The organism is Actinomyces viscosus (assembly GCF_900637975.1).
Lineage (GTDB): Bacteria > Actinomycetota > Actinomycetes > Actinomycetales > Actinomycetaceae > Actinomyces > Actinomyces viscosus.
Genome location: NZ_LR134477.1, coordinates 2,356,207 through 2,371,558 on the forward strand (window position 1 = coordinate 2,356,207; position 15,352 = coordinate 2,371,558).

Consider the following 15,352-nt stretch of genomic DNA (forward strand, 5'->3'; position numbering starts at 1 on the left):
CGTGCCTGGTCACGGCCTGCTCATGGCCGGCTGGTGCCCGCCGGTGTGCTCGCCGTCGGCACCGTGGGCCGGGTGGTGGCCGGGATGGCGGTTGCCGGGGCGGCAGCAGGTCGGCGGGCAGACGGTGTGGAAGGGTCCGACGCCGGTGGTCGAGCCGGGGTGGACGTCCTCGCCGCGGGCGGCGGCGGCCCGCTCGATGAGGATGTCGACCAGGGAATCGACGAAGGCCGGGTGGGTGCCGACGGTGGCGGCGCGCGCGTAGGGCATCCCCAGGTCCCGGGCGGTCTGGGCGGCCTCGGTGTCGAGGTCGAAGACGACCTCCATGTGGTCGGAGATGAACCCGAAGGGCGCCACGACGACGCCTCCGGGCCGGGCTGTCGGGCTGCCGTCGGTCAGGCGGCCGGCGGCCAGGGCCTCGAGGTGGTCGTTGACGTCGGGTTCGAGCCAGCGCGCCTGAGGCGGCCCGGAGCGTGAGCAGTAGACGAGGTCGGCCTCCACCCGCTCCTCCCCGAGGCGGCGGGCGACCTCGGGCACGAGGACCGCGGCGAGCGCCTCGTGCTGGGCGACGTAGGAGACCTCCGTGGACAGGTCCGCGGCGACGCCGGGCTCGCGCCGGCCGGTGAGGTGCTCCGCGAGGCGTGAGGCGGGCTGCGCCGGGGATCGGGCGGCCGAGCGCTGGTCGGAGCGGCCCGCCGAGTACCCTCGGGGAACCCCGGTCTCGGACGCGGACGATCCTCCGATGTCGGGAACGCTGAGGTCGCCGGGGACGGCGGTGACGGTGGAGACGGCGTCGGAGCCGGGTCCCGGGGCGGAGCCGGCCTCCATGCCCAGGGGGATGGAGTGGGTGACGAGCACGAGGCGCACGTCGGCGGCATCCACCCCCTGCTCGGCCAGCTCGCCGTAGGCCCGGACGATGGCCTCGACGTTGGCCTCCAGCAGCCCGGGGGTGTTGTAGTAGGGGCGCGTCTTGTCCACGGTGAGGTCCACGGGCCCGCCGCCGGGCCCGCCGACCCGGGCGGCGGCGTCGGCCTCGAACCCGTCCCCCGTGGAGCCGTCCGCACCGGCGGCGAGCAGGGCGACGGCGCCGGCCAGGTCCTCGCGGTACTGGCGGCACCCGGAGTAGGAGCCGAAGGCGGCGGTGGGCAGGGCCAGGACGTGGCGGGCGCCGGCGTCGGCGAGCTCGCGCAGGGCCTCGCTGACGAAGGGGTGCCAGTTGCGGTTGCCGACGACGACCGGCAGCCGGGATCCGCGCTCGGCCAGGCGGGCCTGGAGGGCGTCGCGCAGCTCGGCGTTGCGCGCGTTGATCGGTGAGGCGCCGCCGAAGCCCTGGTAGTGGCCGGAGACCTCCAGGAGGCGCGAGTCGGGCACGCCGCGGCCGGCGGTGGCGTTGCGCATGAAGGGCAGGACATCCTCGGAGCGTCGAGGGCCGCCGTAGGACAGCAGGAGGACGGCGTCGTAGGGGGCCAGCGGGTCGGCGGCGGGGATGCTGGCCGGGATCACGGTCAGGCCGGCACTGAGGCCGGCGGCCGGGTCGGCGCCGTGGGCGGCGTCCGGGTTCCCGACGGGGCCTGGTCCGGGCGCGGCGGTGTCAGTCATGGCTCTCTCCTGCGGTCTCCAGGCCCCAGACGAGCTCGAGGGCCTGGCGGTAGGCCTCCTCGTTACCCTCCTGGCCGGCGCGGCGGGCCATGACGGTGGGCTGGTGGAGGAGCCGGGCGGCCAGGTGGTTCAGGGCGCGCTCGGCCTGGGCGAGAGAGACCATCGGCTCCTCGTCCTCCGAGGTCGCCTCGAAGCCGGGCTCGACGTGGGTCTGGGTCGCGGCATAGCTCCGGGGGCGGGCACCCGCGGCGGCGTCGGCGCTGTTGACACCGTTCACGCCGGTTCCGGCGCGTCCGTCGACGGCGGGCACGGCCAGGGCGAGCCGTCGTGCGGGCTGGGGGCGCAGGCGCGCCACCTCCTCGGCGACGACGCGGCCCACCTGGGCGCGCAGGGCGGTGATGAGGGGGTCCATGGCGCGGCCGGCCAGGGTGCGCTCGAAGTCGGCGGCCTCGGCCTCCACGATGGCGCGGGCGGCGGCCACCTGCTGGGCCTCGGCGGCGGGGACGGCGTCGCGCACCTGGGCCAGGTCGAGGTGGATGACGCCGGGCAGGGCGCCGACGGTCTCATCGACGTCGCGGGTCAGGGCCAGGTCGAGGATGACCAGAGGGCGGGTGGCGGTCCGGTCGGCGTCCCGGCGGGTACCGCCTCCGGCGCGCAGCCGCTCAGCGGCGACGGGGGCGACGACGTCGGCGGTCAGCACCGGGCCTCCCACGCCGCGGCAGGTGACGACCAGGTCGGCGCGGCTCATGGCCCGGCTCAGGGAGTCGGCGGGGACGGGGCGCAGGTCGTGGCCGGCGGCGAAGGCCTCGGCCCGGTTGGAGGCGGAGTAGACGGCGATGTCCCTCAGGCCGCGGGCGCGCAGGGCGGCGACGGTGGCGCCGGCGTAGGAGCCGGTGCCGACGATGAGCGCGCGGCAGCCCTCCAGGGGCGGTAGGTGGCCGGCGGCCTGCTCGACGCCGACGGCGACGACGCTGCGACCCCGGCCCGACAGCTCGGTCTCGTGGGCGACCCGGCGGGCGGTGGCCGAGGCACGCTCGATGACCCGGACGAGCTCGGGGCTGAGCGTGCCCTCGGCGGCGGCGGTCTCGGCGGCGCGGCGGACCTGGCCGGCGATCTGGGCCTCGCCGACCACCATCGAGCTCAGTCCGGCGGCGACGGCGAGCACCTCGCGGCGGGCGGCGACTCCGGCCAGGTGGGTCAGGCGCAGGCTGCCCGGGGCGAGGCCGGCGCGCTCGGCCAGGAGGTCGGAGACGGCCCGCCCCAGGTCCGACGGCGCCTGGTGCTCGGCTCCGGTCTCAGCTCCGCTCCTGGCTCCGGCAGGCCCGGGCTCGGTGGCGGCCCGGGCTGCGGCGGTCGCGTCGGCCGAGGCGAGGCCCGAGTGGAGGGCGGTCGCATCGAGGGCGGCCGGGCACCCGGTGTCGGCCCAGGAGTCGGCGTCGAGCAGGAGGGCCAGGCGGTTGCAGGTGGACAGGACGACGACCCCGCGCAGCGCGGGCACGGCCGCCATGAGGGCCGGCCCCAGTCCGGGGGCGACCGCACCCAGCCGGGCGACGACGTCGAGGCCCGGGAGGCGGTGGTCGGCGGAGAGAAGATGAGTAGTCACAGCGAGCGCTATTGAAACATCATGCAGGGGTGCGGGCACAATAGCGGCGTGGCGATACGCACTCAACGTCAGGACAATGCGTCACCACGTTATTTCTGACACCCCGTCACCATCAGGCTCGCACGAGGATTGCCTGCGATAACACACAAAACTCACCTGTGGACACGCGCACGAAGAGGTTAGTGAATATGTCTCGGATTCAGTTTCCTTATCGCAAGGAAGGCACACGGCGTCAGTATTCCGTGGGCGGAGGCCGCGATTTAGTGAGCGGCTCTTCACGCAATTCAATTGACACCGATCGGACGGTGGAGCCCGCGATCCTGGAGGCGCTGGGAGGCCGTCGGCCTGCGCGCACGCCCGTGTGGTTCATGCGTCAGGCCGGCCGCTCCCTGCCGGAGTACCGCGCGCTGCGGGAGCGCGCCGGCGTCGCGATGCTCGACGCCTGCCTGATTCCCGAGCTCGCGGCGGAGGTGACGCTGCAGCCGGTGCGGCGCCACGGCGTCGACGCGGCCGTCTTCTTCTCCGACATCATGGTGCCGCTGCGCCTGGCCGGCGTGGGGGTGCGCATCGAGGAGGGCGTCGGCCCGGTGCTGGACGCTCCGGTGCGCAGCGCGGCCGAGGTGAGGGAGCTGGTCGCCCGCCGTTTCGGGGACGGAACCGGGGATCCCGAGGATAACGGCGTGGCGGCGATCGAGGAGGCGGTGCGCCGCGTCGTCGTCGAGCTCGGCAGCCCGCAGGCACCGGGTGCGCGCGAGTCCCTGAGCGAGCGGGCACGTGCGGGGCTGGAGCACAGTGCCGGGGCGGCCGGGTGGACGCCGGTGCTCGCCTTCGGTGGGGCGCCCTTCACGCTGGCGGCCTACCTCGTGGAGGGCCGACCCAGCCGCGACCACCTGGCGGCGCGCACGCTCATGCGCTCCGACCCCCAGGCCTGGGAGGAGCTCATGACCTGGTGCGCGCAGCTGACGGGCGAGTTCATCGCCACCCAGGTGCGCGCCGGGGCCGCCGCGGCCCAGCTCTTCGACTCCTGGGCGGGCTCGCTGTCGCCGCGCGCCTACCGCGAGCGCGTGGCGCCCTACTCGGCGCTCGCCCTGGATACGGCCCGGGCGGCCGTCTCCCCCACCACCGGGCGGGCGGCTCCTCTCATCCACTTCGGGACCGGCACGGCCCGGCTGCTGGGGCCCATGCGCCAGGCGGGGGCCGACGCCGTCGGGATCGATGAGCGCATCGAGCTCGGTGAGGCGATCGAGGCACTGGCCCAGGCCGACCCGCGGGCGGGAGCCTGCCCGGTTCAGGGCAATCTCGACCCGGCGCTGCTGGCGGCGCCGTGGCCGCTGGTGGCCCAGGAGGTGGACGCGGTCCTGGCCGCCGGGCGCGCGGCGCCGGGGCACGTGGTCAACCTGGGGCACGGGGTGCCGCCGGCCACCGATGCGGACGTGCTCACCCGGATCGTGGCGCGCGTGCACGGCTCTCAGGAGTGGGAGTCCGTAGCGCTGGCCGGCTGGGACGCCGTCGCGGACTCGGCGGCGGGGACTGTGGCAGGGACGGCAGCGGGAGCAGCAGCGGGGACGACAGCGGGAGCACCAGCGGGGACGGCGGGCACCGGGGCGGGCACAGACACACCGTCCGAGGCATCCGAGGCAGTGGTGCAGCGGGGCTCCGGCCGGCAGGACCGGCAGGTTCCCGGCCGCCAGGCGCCGCGGGGACCCGGCGGCCGGCCGCTGGCCCGCACCACGCGCACGCCCGGACGGGATGGACACGGGAGGGGCGCTGAATGACCCTGAATCCGCAGGACAACGGGGGCCACAAGGCGGACGGGCGCTGGGGGCAGGCGAGCCCTCCCGAGACCGGTGAGCGACCTGTGGGCACCGACGACTCGCAGGCAACGGTTCAGCGGTGGGACGCGCTCGTCGTCGGCGGCGGGATCGCCGGGCTGACGGCGGCGTGGGACCTGGTGCGCGCCGGGCTGCGGCCTCTGCTCATCGAGGCGCGCGGGTACACCGGCGGGCTCGTCGCGGCCGGGCGGATCGGCGGGGCACGGCTGGACCTGGGGGCCGAGGGCTTCGTGGTGCGCGGCGAGGCCGCCACCTCGATGCTGGCCGAGCTCGGCCTGCGCGCCACCGCACCGCACGGCCGGCCGCGGCTCTTCCTGCCGCCGCTGGCACCGGCCGCCGGCGGAGGAGACTCATCGAGCTGGGCCCTGCACCGGTTCCCGCGGGACGCCTACCTGGGGATCCCGGCGGACCCGCTGGCGCCCGACGTCGTCGAGATCATTGGTACCGAGGCCGCGCGCCGGGCCGCGGAGGACGCCGTCCTGCCCGGGAGCGTGGGCACCGGCCCTGATGACCCGGCCGATCTGGCTTCCTTCGTCACTGCGCGGATGGGCTCCGGTGTCCTGGAGCGGCTCGTGCGCCCGATCGTCGCGGGGATTCACTCGGCGGACCCAGCGGACCTGGCGGCCGACGTCGTCGTGCCCGGGCTGCGGCGGGCCACTGCGGAGCTGGGCTCGCTCAATGCGGCCGTGGCGGCGGTGCTGGAGCGGCGTCGGGCCCGCCAGGACGGTGCCGGCGGGCGGAGCGTGGACGCGGCCGTCGAGGGCGGGCTGTTCCGGCTCACCGACGCCCTGCGCGAGGCGATCGAGGCCGGTGGGGGGAGCGTACGCACCCGCACCGGCGCCCAGTGGCTCCGGTCGGCCGGCGACGAGGACGGGCGAGACGGCGAGGACTCGGGCGTGTGGAGGGTAGGGATCGCGCCGACGCGCCGGGGGCCGACGCCGTCGGACGAGCCGGTGCCCGACGGCGCCGAGGAGGTCGTGGTCACCGACCGGGTCGTCCTGGCCTGCTCGGCGGGCGCCGCGCTGCGGCTGCTGCGGGGCGTGCCGGGCCTTCCCGCGAGCGCCACGGACCTGACCGTGCCGGTGGGCGCACCGATCGCCCGCTTCACGCTGGTGGCGCGCGCTCCCGGGCTCAGCGGGGAGCCGGTGGGGTCGGGCCTGCTCGTGGCGCCCACGGAGCCTGCCGGGCCCGCCGGATCTGCTGTTCCTGCTGCCTCCGGGGCATCCGCCGGCGCGGCGACCACGAGCGGGCCGGACTCGGGTGAGGACTCGGGTGAGGCGGCCTGCCCGGCTCGGGCCAAGGCGCTGTCGCACCTGAGCGCCAAGTGGCCGTGGGTCGGCGCCGAGCTGCGCGCGCTGCACGGGCCGGACGTCCACGCGCTGCGCCTGTCCTACGGTCGGCCGGGGCAACCCCGACCGGAGGTGGACCTGTCGGTGGCGCTCGATGACGTGGCCGCCCTGACCGGGGTGCGGATCGCGCCGGACGACGTCGTCGACCACATGCTGGTGCGCTGGGACGGGACGCTGCCGCCGGTGACGCCCGCCTACCGGGAGCGCACCAAGCGCCTGGAGGAGCGGCTCGCGCCGGTTCCGGGTCTGGAGGTCACCGGGGCGTGGGTGGCGGGGACCGGGATCGCGGCCGTCGTCGGGCACGCCCGCGCCGCCGCTGGGCGCCTGGTGAACCGGCAGGTGAGCCCGCAGGTGAACCCGAATGGTCAATGAGGCGACCGGCCGGAGCCGGCGCCCTCGTCGCGTTCGTATATTAGGCCTCGCGTTGCACCCCCAAGGTACGCCGTACGAACGCGACACCTGGATGGGGCCGAAGCGTCAAGCGGCATCAAGGAGGAGATGGGCATGAGCACGGCTGAGGGACGCGGGCGGGTCCGGCTGGGAACGCGCGGCTCGCGTCTGGCGCTGACCCAGTCCGGGCAGGTCGCCGAAGCGCTGAGCAGCGCCGCGGCCGACAGCGCGCCGGCCGGCCCCGGAGACGGCCTCGGCGGCTCGGCCGCTGGGTCGGCCGCTGACCTGAACATTGAGCTGGTGACTGTGCGCACGGACGGCGACGGCGACCGCACGCCCCTGCACCGGCTCGGCGGCGTCGGGGTCTTCGCGGCCCGGCTGCGCCATGCGCTCCTGGATGGTGAGGTGGATCTGGTGGTCCACTCCTTCAAGGACCTGCCGACGCAGCCGGTCGAGGGCCTGGAGGTCGTCTGCGTGCCGCCGCGCGAGGACCCGCGCGACGCCCTGTGCGCCCGCGACGGCCTGACCCTGGCGACCCTGCCGCAGGGCGCCCGCGTGGGCACCGGCTCGCCGCGGCGGGCCGCGCAGCTGCTGGCCGCCCGGCCCGACCTGGAGGTCGTGGACCTGCGGGGCAACGTGCCCACGCGCCTTGCCCGGGTGCGGGGTCTGGAGGTGGCCGGGGTCGGTTCCGATGAGCCGGTCGCGCCCGCCCGGGCCGACGCCTCCGGCGACCTGGACGCCGTGGTTCTGGCCCTGTCGGGGCTGCGGCGCCTGGGGCTGGAGCACTGCGCGAGCGAGGTCCTGGACCTGGAGACGATGCTGCCCGCGCCCGCCCAGGGGGCCCTGGCCGTAGAGGCGAGGGCGGGTGAGCCGGCCGCGCCGGAGGGCGACGAGAGTTCAGACGACGCAGACAACGACACAGACAACACAGACAGCAGCGCAGCCAATGCGGCCAGCACGGCGGCGCTGACCCGGGCGTTGGCGGTCCTCGATGACGAGCCCACGCGTCTGGCGGTGACGGCCGAGCGAGCGCTCATGGCCCGCCTCGGCGCGGGCTGCGCGGCGCCGGTGGGCGCCTGGGCCAGGCTGCGCGGTGGCGACGTCGTCGAGCCGGAGGACCCGGAGCGTACCGGGATCAGCTGGAACGACGACTTCCACAGCTATGACGCCACCATGGCCGGGACCGGGTGGAGTGCCGGGTCGGCGAGCGGCGGCTCGCAGTCAGACGGAGCCGCCGCGGGTCGCACTGACCGGGGCGAAGGGCCCCGCAGTGAGGAGCGGAGCCCGGATTCGGCCGATGCGCCAAGGCGGCGGGTGCCGACGGCATCTCACCGCTCGCCGCTGGTGCTCGTGCTGCGGGCGGTGGTCATGTCGCTCGACGGCGCTCAGGAGGTCGGCTGCGAGCTGAGCACCGAGCTGCCCGAGGCCGACGACGGCGCAGATACACCAGGAGAGGCGACGGGCACGGCGGCGGTGCGGGCGGCCGAGGCGCTGGGGGTGCGGGCCGCTGAGATCCTCCTGGAGGATGGTGCCGGGGAGATCGTCGACCTGCACGCCAACAAGGCCCGGCGGGACTGAGGCCATGACGGACTCCGCTGCAGACAACGGCCCGGCCGGGCACCCCCCGGGCCGGCCAGTCCCTGAGGCCGCCTGCGCGCCGCTGTCGAGTCGGGTCGTGCTGCTGCCGCGGGTCAAGGAGCATGACCGGATCGCCTCGGCGCTGGAGAGTGCCGGGGCCCAGGTGCTGCGCGCGGCCGTGACGCGGACGGTTCCAGGGGATGCCGGGGCCCTGGAGGCGACCGCGCGGCAGATCGCGGCGGGTGAGGCCGCCTGGCTGGTGCTCACCTCAGCGCGCACGGTCGAGGCACTGGCACCGCACCTGCTCTCTCCGGCGCCCTCCTCGGTGCGTGTGGCGGTTGTCGGTCCGGCGACCGCGCGAGCCTGGACGGAGCTCAGCGGCGCCTCCCCCGACCTGGTGGCTCGGGGCTCGGCCACCGCTCTGCTGGGGGAACCCGTCCTCGCCGGTGGCCCGGGCGCGCCTCGGGATGCTGATCGGGGCACGGAGCCCGCCGGTACCCCACGCGCTGCGGCCACCACCCCGCGCGCCCCCGACGGCAGCGTTCCCGCCGCGCCCACGACCGGCCCGGAGCCTGCGCGGCGGGTGCTGCTGCCGGCCTCGGCCCTGGCCGACCCGGCACTGGCCGACGGCCTGCGCCGGGCGGGCTGGGAGGTCGAGCAGGTGGCCACCTACACAACTGTCACGGCCGGCGCCCGCGACCTGCCCGGGGACCTGATCCGCAGCTGGGGCGCGGGCGACGTGGACGTCGTCGTGCTCACCGCCCCCTCCACGGCGCGGGCCGTCCTGGAGCCGCTCGGGGCGCCCCCACCTGAGACCCGGCTCGTGGCCATCGGCGCCGCGACCGCGGCCGCCGCCGGCGACCTGGGCCTGCCGGTTGCTGCGACCGCCGCCTCCCCCACGCCCGAGGGTGTCCTGCGGGCCGTCATCGAGGCCGTTCAGACCCCAACGCCCCCACATGATCCCGTCATGTCAACGACTCTCCGGACCACCCGGCTACGAGACGACCAACGACCCCAGGAGCACCTCATGACCGACGCCCTCCGACCGGCCGCCGACTTCCTGTCCCGCCGCGCCATCCCGGCCCCGCAGGCCCCCACGATCCGACCCCGCCGCCTGCGCACCACCCCGGCAATGCGCCGACTGGCGCGCGAGCACACCGTGGACCCGGCCGCCCTCATCCTGCCGGTGTTCGTACGCGAGGACATTGACGCCCCCCACCCCGTGGAGGCGATGCCGGGCGTCGTCCAGCACACGTTGGACTCGCTGCGCCGCGAGGCCGCCGCCTGCGCCGAGGCCGGCATCGGCGCCATCGACCTGTTCGGCGTGCCGGCCGAGCGCGACGAGTCCGGCACCGCGGCCTGGGCCGAGGACGGCATCCTCAACCGCGGGATCGCGGCCGTGCGCGCGGAGGTCGGGGACGACGTCATCGTGTGCGCGGACACCTGCCTGGACGAGTTCACCAGCCACGGCCACTGCGGGCTGATCCGCCCGGGCGGCCCGCGCGCCGGCGAGGTCGACAACGACGCCACGCTGGCCGCCTACCAGGCGATGGCGGTGGCGCAGGCGGAGGCCGGGGCGCACATGGTCTCGCCGTCGGGGATGATGGACGGGCAGGTCGCCGCGATCCGCACCGCCCTGGACGCCACCGGGCACGACGACGTCGCGATCCTGGCCTACTCCGCGAAGTACGCCTCGGCCTACTTCGGGCCGTTCCGGGAGGCCGTGGGCTCCACGCTCACCGGCGACCGACGCGCCTACCAGCAGGATCCGGCCAACCGCCGCGAGGGTCTGCGCGAGGCGATGCTCGACGTCGAGCAGGGGGCGGACATCGTCATGGTCAAGCCGGCCGGCCCCTACCTGGACGTGCTGGCCGACGTCGCCGCCTCCTGCCCGGTGCCGGTGGCCGCCTACCAGGTCAGCGGCGAGTACGCGATGGTGGAGGCGGCCGCCCAGCGCGGGTGGGTCGACCGCGAGCGCGTCATCGCCGAGTCGGTGCTGGGGATCGTACGGGCGGGGGCGGACATGGTCCTGACCTACTGGGCCCGGGAGATCGCCGAGAACCCGGCGCTGCGCTGAGCGGGCCGTCTCGAGAGGGCCTGCCGGGCGGGTGCGGAGCCGGGCTCCGGCGATGGGCCGTCACCCGTTGATCATGCGCAGGATGCCCTCGGCAACGGCCTTCTGGGCGGCCTCGGTGAACCCGTGCCCCTGCCCGTCCAGCGTGGTCAGGGTGGCGTTGGGGAAGGTCGTTGAGGCCCGCCGCGAGTAGGAGATCGGCACGATGTCGTCCTCCGTCCCGTGGAAGATGACGACCTGCCCGGTGAAGGTCATGTGGTCGTCGATGGTGACGTCGTAGACGTCCTCGAAGTACCTGCGCCCCACGGTCAGGCCCATGAGGTTGGCGGTGTCGGTGATGTCCGCCCTGGTGGGGAAGCGCTCGTGGGCGTCGTCGAGCAGGGAGAAGGCCGGGTAGATCAGCGCGATGCCGGGTACGCCGGCGGGGTTGTCCTCGGCCACGAGCGTGGTGACGACGCCGCCCTGGCTGGCTCCGACGAGGTAGATGCGGCCGGGGTCGATGTAGTCGAGGCCCCGCACCAGAGTGAGCGCGTCGCGGAGGTTCTGCACCTCGGTCATGACCGACATGTCCGTCATGCTGCCTTCGCTCCGTCCGGGTTGGTAGCCGCTGCCTCCGGCGAAGTCGAAGCTGTAGACGACCACGCCGTGCTGGGCCAGCAGCTCCTGCGTGTGAGGACTCTGGGTGTGGTTGCCGCCGAAGCCGTGGCTCACGATGACCACCGGCGCGGGGCCTTGGACGTCGGGGCGCTTGACCTCGCCGTAGATGCGGTTTCCGGTGCTGTCAAAGCCCAGCTGCTCGATGGTGACGGTGTAGGTCTGCGGTTGCGTTCCCATGTGGTTTCCTATGCGAGTTCCCACGGACTGTGTGACTCCCGGAGAGGCGGGGCCGGACCCGCTGGGGGCGGCGCTGGTCCTCGCCATGAAGGTACTGCCGCTTGCCGTCGAGTCGGAACTCGCACCGCCGAGCGGCACCAAGCCGCCAAAGTGTCCACGGTGGCGACTTTTCGACGCCCACCTCATTCAGTATCCAGAAGTAACCAGTCTCTGAACTGCGATGTTGCCGGGAAGCACCGGTTTCCGCCGTCTAAAAGTCGCCAGAACGGACACTTTTCGCCTTCGCCGGCCATCCCAACCGGTGAACGCCGAGTTCAACGCCGCGGCGGACGGCCTCGGTCGGGTAGGTTGAGAGCAGCCCTGACCAGCACCTTCACCCGCAGGACCGACCGTGACTCAGCAGCCGCCGCCCGCAGACCGCCCCGCCAGCGCCTCCACCAACACGCCCACCACCCCCACCAACACCTCCACCAACACGGCCCTGTTCGAGGCGGCCCGCTCCGTCATTCCCGGCGGCGTCGACTCCCCCGTGCGCGCCTTCGGCTCGGTGGGCGGCACGCCGCGGTTCATCGCTTCGGCGAGCGGCGCTCACGTCACCGACGCCGAGGGCCGCCACTACGTGGACCTCGTGGGCTCGTGGGGCCCGGCGCTCCTGGGGCACGCCCACCCCGAGGTGGTCGCCGCGGTGCAGGACGCCGCCGCCCGCGGCCTGTCCTTCGGCGCGCCCACCGCCACCGAGACGCTCCTGGCCGAGGAGGTCCGCCGTCGGGTCCCGGCCGCGCAGAAGGTCCGCTTCGTGTCCACCGGCACCGAGGCGACGATGACCGCGGTGCGCCTGGCGCGCGGCGCCACCGGCCGCGACCTGGTGGTGAAGTTCGCCGGCTGCTACCACGGGCACAGCGACGGACTGCTCGCGTCGGCCGGCTCAGGCCTGGCCACCGGCGGCCTGCCCGGCAGTGCGGGCGTGCCCGCGGCCGTGGCCGCCCGGACGATCGTCCTGCCCTACAACGACGTCGCCGCCCTGGAGGCCTGCTTCGCCGAGCGCGGCCCGGAGATCGCCGCCGTCATCACCGAGGGTGCCCCGGCCAACATGGGGATCGTCCCGCCGGCGCCCGGCTTCAACGCTGCGATCCGACGCGTGAGCGCCGAGCACGGGGCGCTCATGATCCTCGACGAGGTCCTCACGGGCTTCCGCGTGGGACCGGCCGGCTGGTGGGGCCTGGAGGCCGTCGACGGCTGGGCCTCGGACCTGCCGGCCTTCGCCGCCAAGACCGCCGACGCCGACTCCGGCACCGTTTCCGGCCCCGCCGGGGCCACTGGCGTCGCCGCGGCCCCCTCCTGGCCGGGCGCCGACTGGCGCGAGCGCGCCGCCTGGGTGCCGGACCTGGTGACCTTCGGCAAGGTAGTGGGCGGCGGGATGCCGCTGGCCGCCGTCGGCGGTCGCGCGGAGGTCATGGACCTGCTGGCGCCGGGCGGCCCCGTCTACCAGGCGGGCACGCTCTCGGGGAACCCGCTGGCCACGGCGGCCGGCCTGGCCACGCTCCAGCTGGCCGACGACGCCGTCTACGCCTCAGTGGCCGAGCGCGCCCAGGTCATCGGCGAGGTGGTCTCGCAGGCCCTGACCGAGCAGGGGGTTGCCCACCGCGTGCAGCGGGCGGGTTCCCTGTTCTCGATCATGTTCGGCCGGCGGGCGGCGCAGCTCGGCGTGAGCGACTACGCGGCGGCCAGGGCTCAGGAGGCCTGGCGCTACGGCCCCTTCTTCCACGCCTTCCTCGAGGCCGGGGTGAGCCTGCCGCCGTCGGTGTTCGAGGCCTGGTTCGTCTCGGCGGCGCACGGCGAGGCGGAGCTGGAGGCCATCGCCGCAGCCGCCCCGGCCGCGGCCCGCGCAGCCGCCCGAGCGGAGGCCCCGGCTCAGCAGCACTGAGGCCACTTAGCGGCTCAGGTCCGTCGTCGGCGACCAGAGCCACCCGCACTGCACGTGCCTCGGGTCCTACTGGCCGGGGGTTGACCGCACTCCACGGGATCACGGCCCTCGTGGAGTGCCCCCGTGTCCCGGGCAGTGGAGCCCAACCCTCGTGCAGTACGTCGCCTCAGGCGTGCCGGGGCACGCCAAGCCTTCGCAGACAGTCACGTCCGGTCGTCGCCGACGGCGTCCGGCCGCAGTCCCCTTACGGCCGCCAGGGCGGCGGGGCGAGGGCGGCCTCATAGGCGGCGACGTCGACGTCGGCGTTGAGGCTGATGACGATGCGCAGCCGGGAGTCGGGGTGGGCCGCCAGCCAGCGGCCGATCGTCTCCAGGGTCACCAGGGCTGCCTGTCGCTTGGGGTAGCCGAAGACGCCCGTGGACAGCGAGCACAGGCCGACGCTGCTCAGGCCCGCGGCGTGCGCGACGTTGAGGACGCTCGTGTAGCACGAGGACAGCAGGCGCCGGTCGTGCAGGGTGGGCTTGCGGCCGTCCTCGATGATGGGGCCCACCGAGTGGATGACGTGCTGGGCGGGCAGGTGGTAGCCGCCGGTGAAGACGGCCCGGCCGGCGGGCTCCCCGCCCTGGCGGCGGGTGGGGTCGAAGGTCTCCGCCCAGGTCATGTAGCGGGCGCACTCAGCGCGCAGGGCCGGGCCGGCGACGGCGTGGATGATGTTGTCGATGCAGCGGTGCCCGGGCGCGAAGCAGCCGAGCATCCCGGAGTTGGCGGCGTTGAGGACGGCGCCGGCGCGCAGGCGGGTGAGGTCGCCGCGCCAGAAGGCCACGTTGCGCCCCAGCAGCCCGGGCACGTGGTCGGTGATCGCCAGGGGCGGGATCTCGGTGGCGTCGACCATGCCGCGCTCGGCGGCCTCGGCCTCCAGGAGGGTGTCGAGGTCGGCGGCGATATCCTCGGGCAGGGGCGCCGGGGGCCGGGCGGTGAGGAGGAAGTCGAGCATGGTGCGCAGCTCGTCGGGGTCGGTGGGGACCGTCGAGTCGATCCAGTCCGTGGCCCCCTCGGGGTCGGAGCGCAGGAAGGCGTAGACCAGGTGGCGCACCAGCGCGTCGCGGCCCGAGGCGCCGACGGGTACCGCCCATCGGGCTCTGACAGCGTGACTGACGTGGGACTCCAACTTCACGCGGGCCATCATAGGATATCAAAACGTAATGTTCTGCCCTTGACTGGGCGAGCCGGGTAACAGACGACGACGTCGCCCGGAAACGGCGGGTTTCCGGGCGACGTCGGACACCTGGAGGAGCCAGGAGAGACTCAGCGCGCTGAGGCGGAGGCGTAAGGCGGGTCAGGCCTGAGCGCCGGCGGCCTCCTCCTCGGCGATCCTGGCCTTGAGGGCGTCCATGTCGAGCTCGCGCACCTGCGTGATGAGCGAATCGAGCGCGGGGGCGGGCAGGGCTCCGGCCTCGCGGTAGACGAGCACATTGTCCCGGAAGACCATAAGCGTGGGGATCGAGGAGATGCCCAGTGCCCCGGCGAGGTCCTGCTCGGCCTCGGTGTCGACCTTGGCGAAGGTGATGTCCGGGTTGGCCTCGGAGGCCTTCTCGTAGATGGGGCCGAAGCGCATGCACGGACCGCACCAGGAGGCCCAGAAGTCGACGAGCGTGATGCCCTCGCCGTGGATGGTGTCCTTGAACTCGGGGCCGGTGATGCTCTTGGTGGCCATGAGCGTTCCTTTCAAGACTGCGGATACTGATCGGTTCCACTGCGGCCAACACGACCGGGGTCCACCCTATTCCTGGGGCCGGCCTCACTCCTGCATCGACGATGAGGACATCCCAGGCAAGCGGATTCAGTTCCTGTCCTCGCCGGCGCATGACATCCCTAGGGTGTTTAGCGCACAGGACAGGCTCTTTACATCACCCCAACCCGGCCTCTGCCACTCTTAGACGCGTGCCGCAGGAGCATTCACAGTCAGTGACATCATCAGTGACATCATCATCGGCGACCGGGCGGTCGAGCAGGTCTTACCAGTACCCGGCCACGGACGCCATGAGCGAGCCACCGGTCTCGACGTCGCCCGCACGCTCGTGCAGAGATGCCGACCAGGTCGTGTCCTGGAGAACTGGTACTCCGACACCGACCACGACCTCATACACCTAGATACACCTAGCTGACGCGCAC

10 protein-coding genes and 2 pseudogenes are annotated in these 15,352 nt (G+C 74.3%); 6 read left to right on the forward strand and 6 right to left on the reverse strand.

Annotated features, from left to right (window positions below):
- Nucleotides 1-9: 9 nt before the first annotated feature.
- Both EL340_RS10100 and EL340_RS10105 read right to left on the reverse strand, forming a co-directional pair.
- Entirely contained in the window at nt 10-1,596 is a 1,587-nt protein-coding gene (locus EL340_RS10100) for a ferrochelatase (protein ID WP_126414468.1), read from the reverse strand.
- Nucleotides 1,589-3,199 (reverse strand): glutamyl-tRNA reductase, encoded by a 1,611-nt coding sequence (locus EL340_RS10105; protein ID WP_126414469.1) that lies wholly within the window; start codon nt 3,197-3,199, stop codon nt 1,589-1,591. The genes EL340_RS10100 and EL340_RS10105 overlap by 8 nt, the downstream gene beginning before the upstream one ends.
- 263 nt (nt 3,200-3,462) lie before the next feature.
- On the opposite strand from EL340_RS10105, the pseudogene EL340_RS10110 reads away from it, so the two are divergent.
- The 5 genes and pseudogenes from EL340_RS10110 to hemB all read left to right on the forward strand — a co-directional run.
- Nucleotides 3,463-4,662 (forward strand): annotated as a pseudogene (locus tag EL340_RS10110) (uroporphyrinogen decarboxylase); the annotation flags it as partial.
- A gap of 308 nt (nt 4,663-4,970) precedes the next feature.
- Complete coding sequence (locus EL340_RS10115) at nt 4,971-6,752, forward strand: protoporphyrinogen/coproporphyrinogen oxidase (protein WP_126414470.1); 1,782 nt, start codon at nt 4,971-4,973, stop codon at nt 6,750-6,752.
- Nucleotides 6,753-6,884: 132 nt separating this feature from the next.
- Nucleotides 6,885-8,348: a hydroxymethylbilane synthase gene (locus tag EL340_RS10120; RefSeq protein ID WP_331859951.1), complete on the forward strand. Its 1,464-nt coding sequence runs from the start codon at nt 6,885-6,887 to the stop codon at nt 8,346-8,348.
- Between the two features lie 4 nt (nt 8,349-8,352).
- Nucleotides 8,353-9,204, forward strand: a pseudogene (locus tag EL340_RS15055) (uroporphyrinogen-III synthase); the annotation flags it as partial.
- Nucleotides 9,205-9,375: 171 nt separating this feature from the next.
- Nucleotides 9,376-10,425 carry a porphobilinogen synthase gene (gene hemB, locus EL340_RS15060; protein ID WP_167470560.1) on the forward strand — a complete coding sequence of 350 codons (1,050 nt, stop codon included), beginning with the start codon at nt 9,376-9,378 and terminating at the stop codon, nt 10,423-10,425.
- 60 nt (nt 10,426-10,485) lie between these two features.
- Here hemB and EL340_RS10130 read toward each other — a convergent pair whose 3' ends face one another.
- A complete protein-coding gene (locus EL340_RS10130) occupies nt 10,486-11,256 on the reverse strand; it encodes an alpha/beta hydrolase family protein (protein WP_232023005.1) in 771 nt (256 codons plus the stop codon).
- Between the two features lie 481 nt (nt 11,257-11,737).
- Between EL340_RS10130 and hemL the strand changes: the two genes are divergently transcribed.
- A complete protein-coding gene (gene hemL / locus EL340_RS10135; protein ID WP_232023308.1) occupies nt 11,738-13,180 on the forward strand; it encodes a glutamate-1-semialdehyde 2,1-aminomutase in 1,443 nt (480 codons plus the stop codon).
- Nucleotides 13,181-13,424: 244 nt separating this feature from the next.
- Here the strand turns inward: hemL and EL340_RS10140 are convergent, their stop codons facing one another.
- The 3 genes from EL340_RS10140 to EL340_RS15740 form a co-directional block, all read right to left on the reverse strand.
- A complete protein-coding gene (locus tag EL340_RS10140; RefSeq protein ID WP_126414474.1) occupies nt 13,425-14,366 on the reverse strand; it encodes a macro domain-containing protein in 942 nt (313 codons plus the stop codon).
- A gap of 150 nt (nt 14,367-14,516) precedes the next feature.
- Nucleotides 14,517-14,894 (reverse strand): thioredoxin family protein, encoded by a 378-nt coding sequence (locus EL340_RS10145; RefSeq protein WP_126414475.1) that lies wholly within the window; start codon nt 14,892-14,894, stop codon nt 14,517-14,519.
- 301 nt (nt 14,895-15,195) lie between these two features.
- A complete protein-coding gene (locus tag EL340_RS15740; protein WP_269471632.1) occupies nt 15,196-15,327 on the reverse strand; it encodes a hypothetical protein in 132 nt (43 codons plus the stop codon).
- Nucleotides 15,328-15,352: the final 25 nt, after the last annotated feature.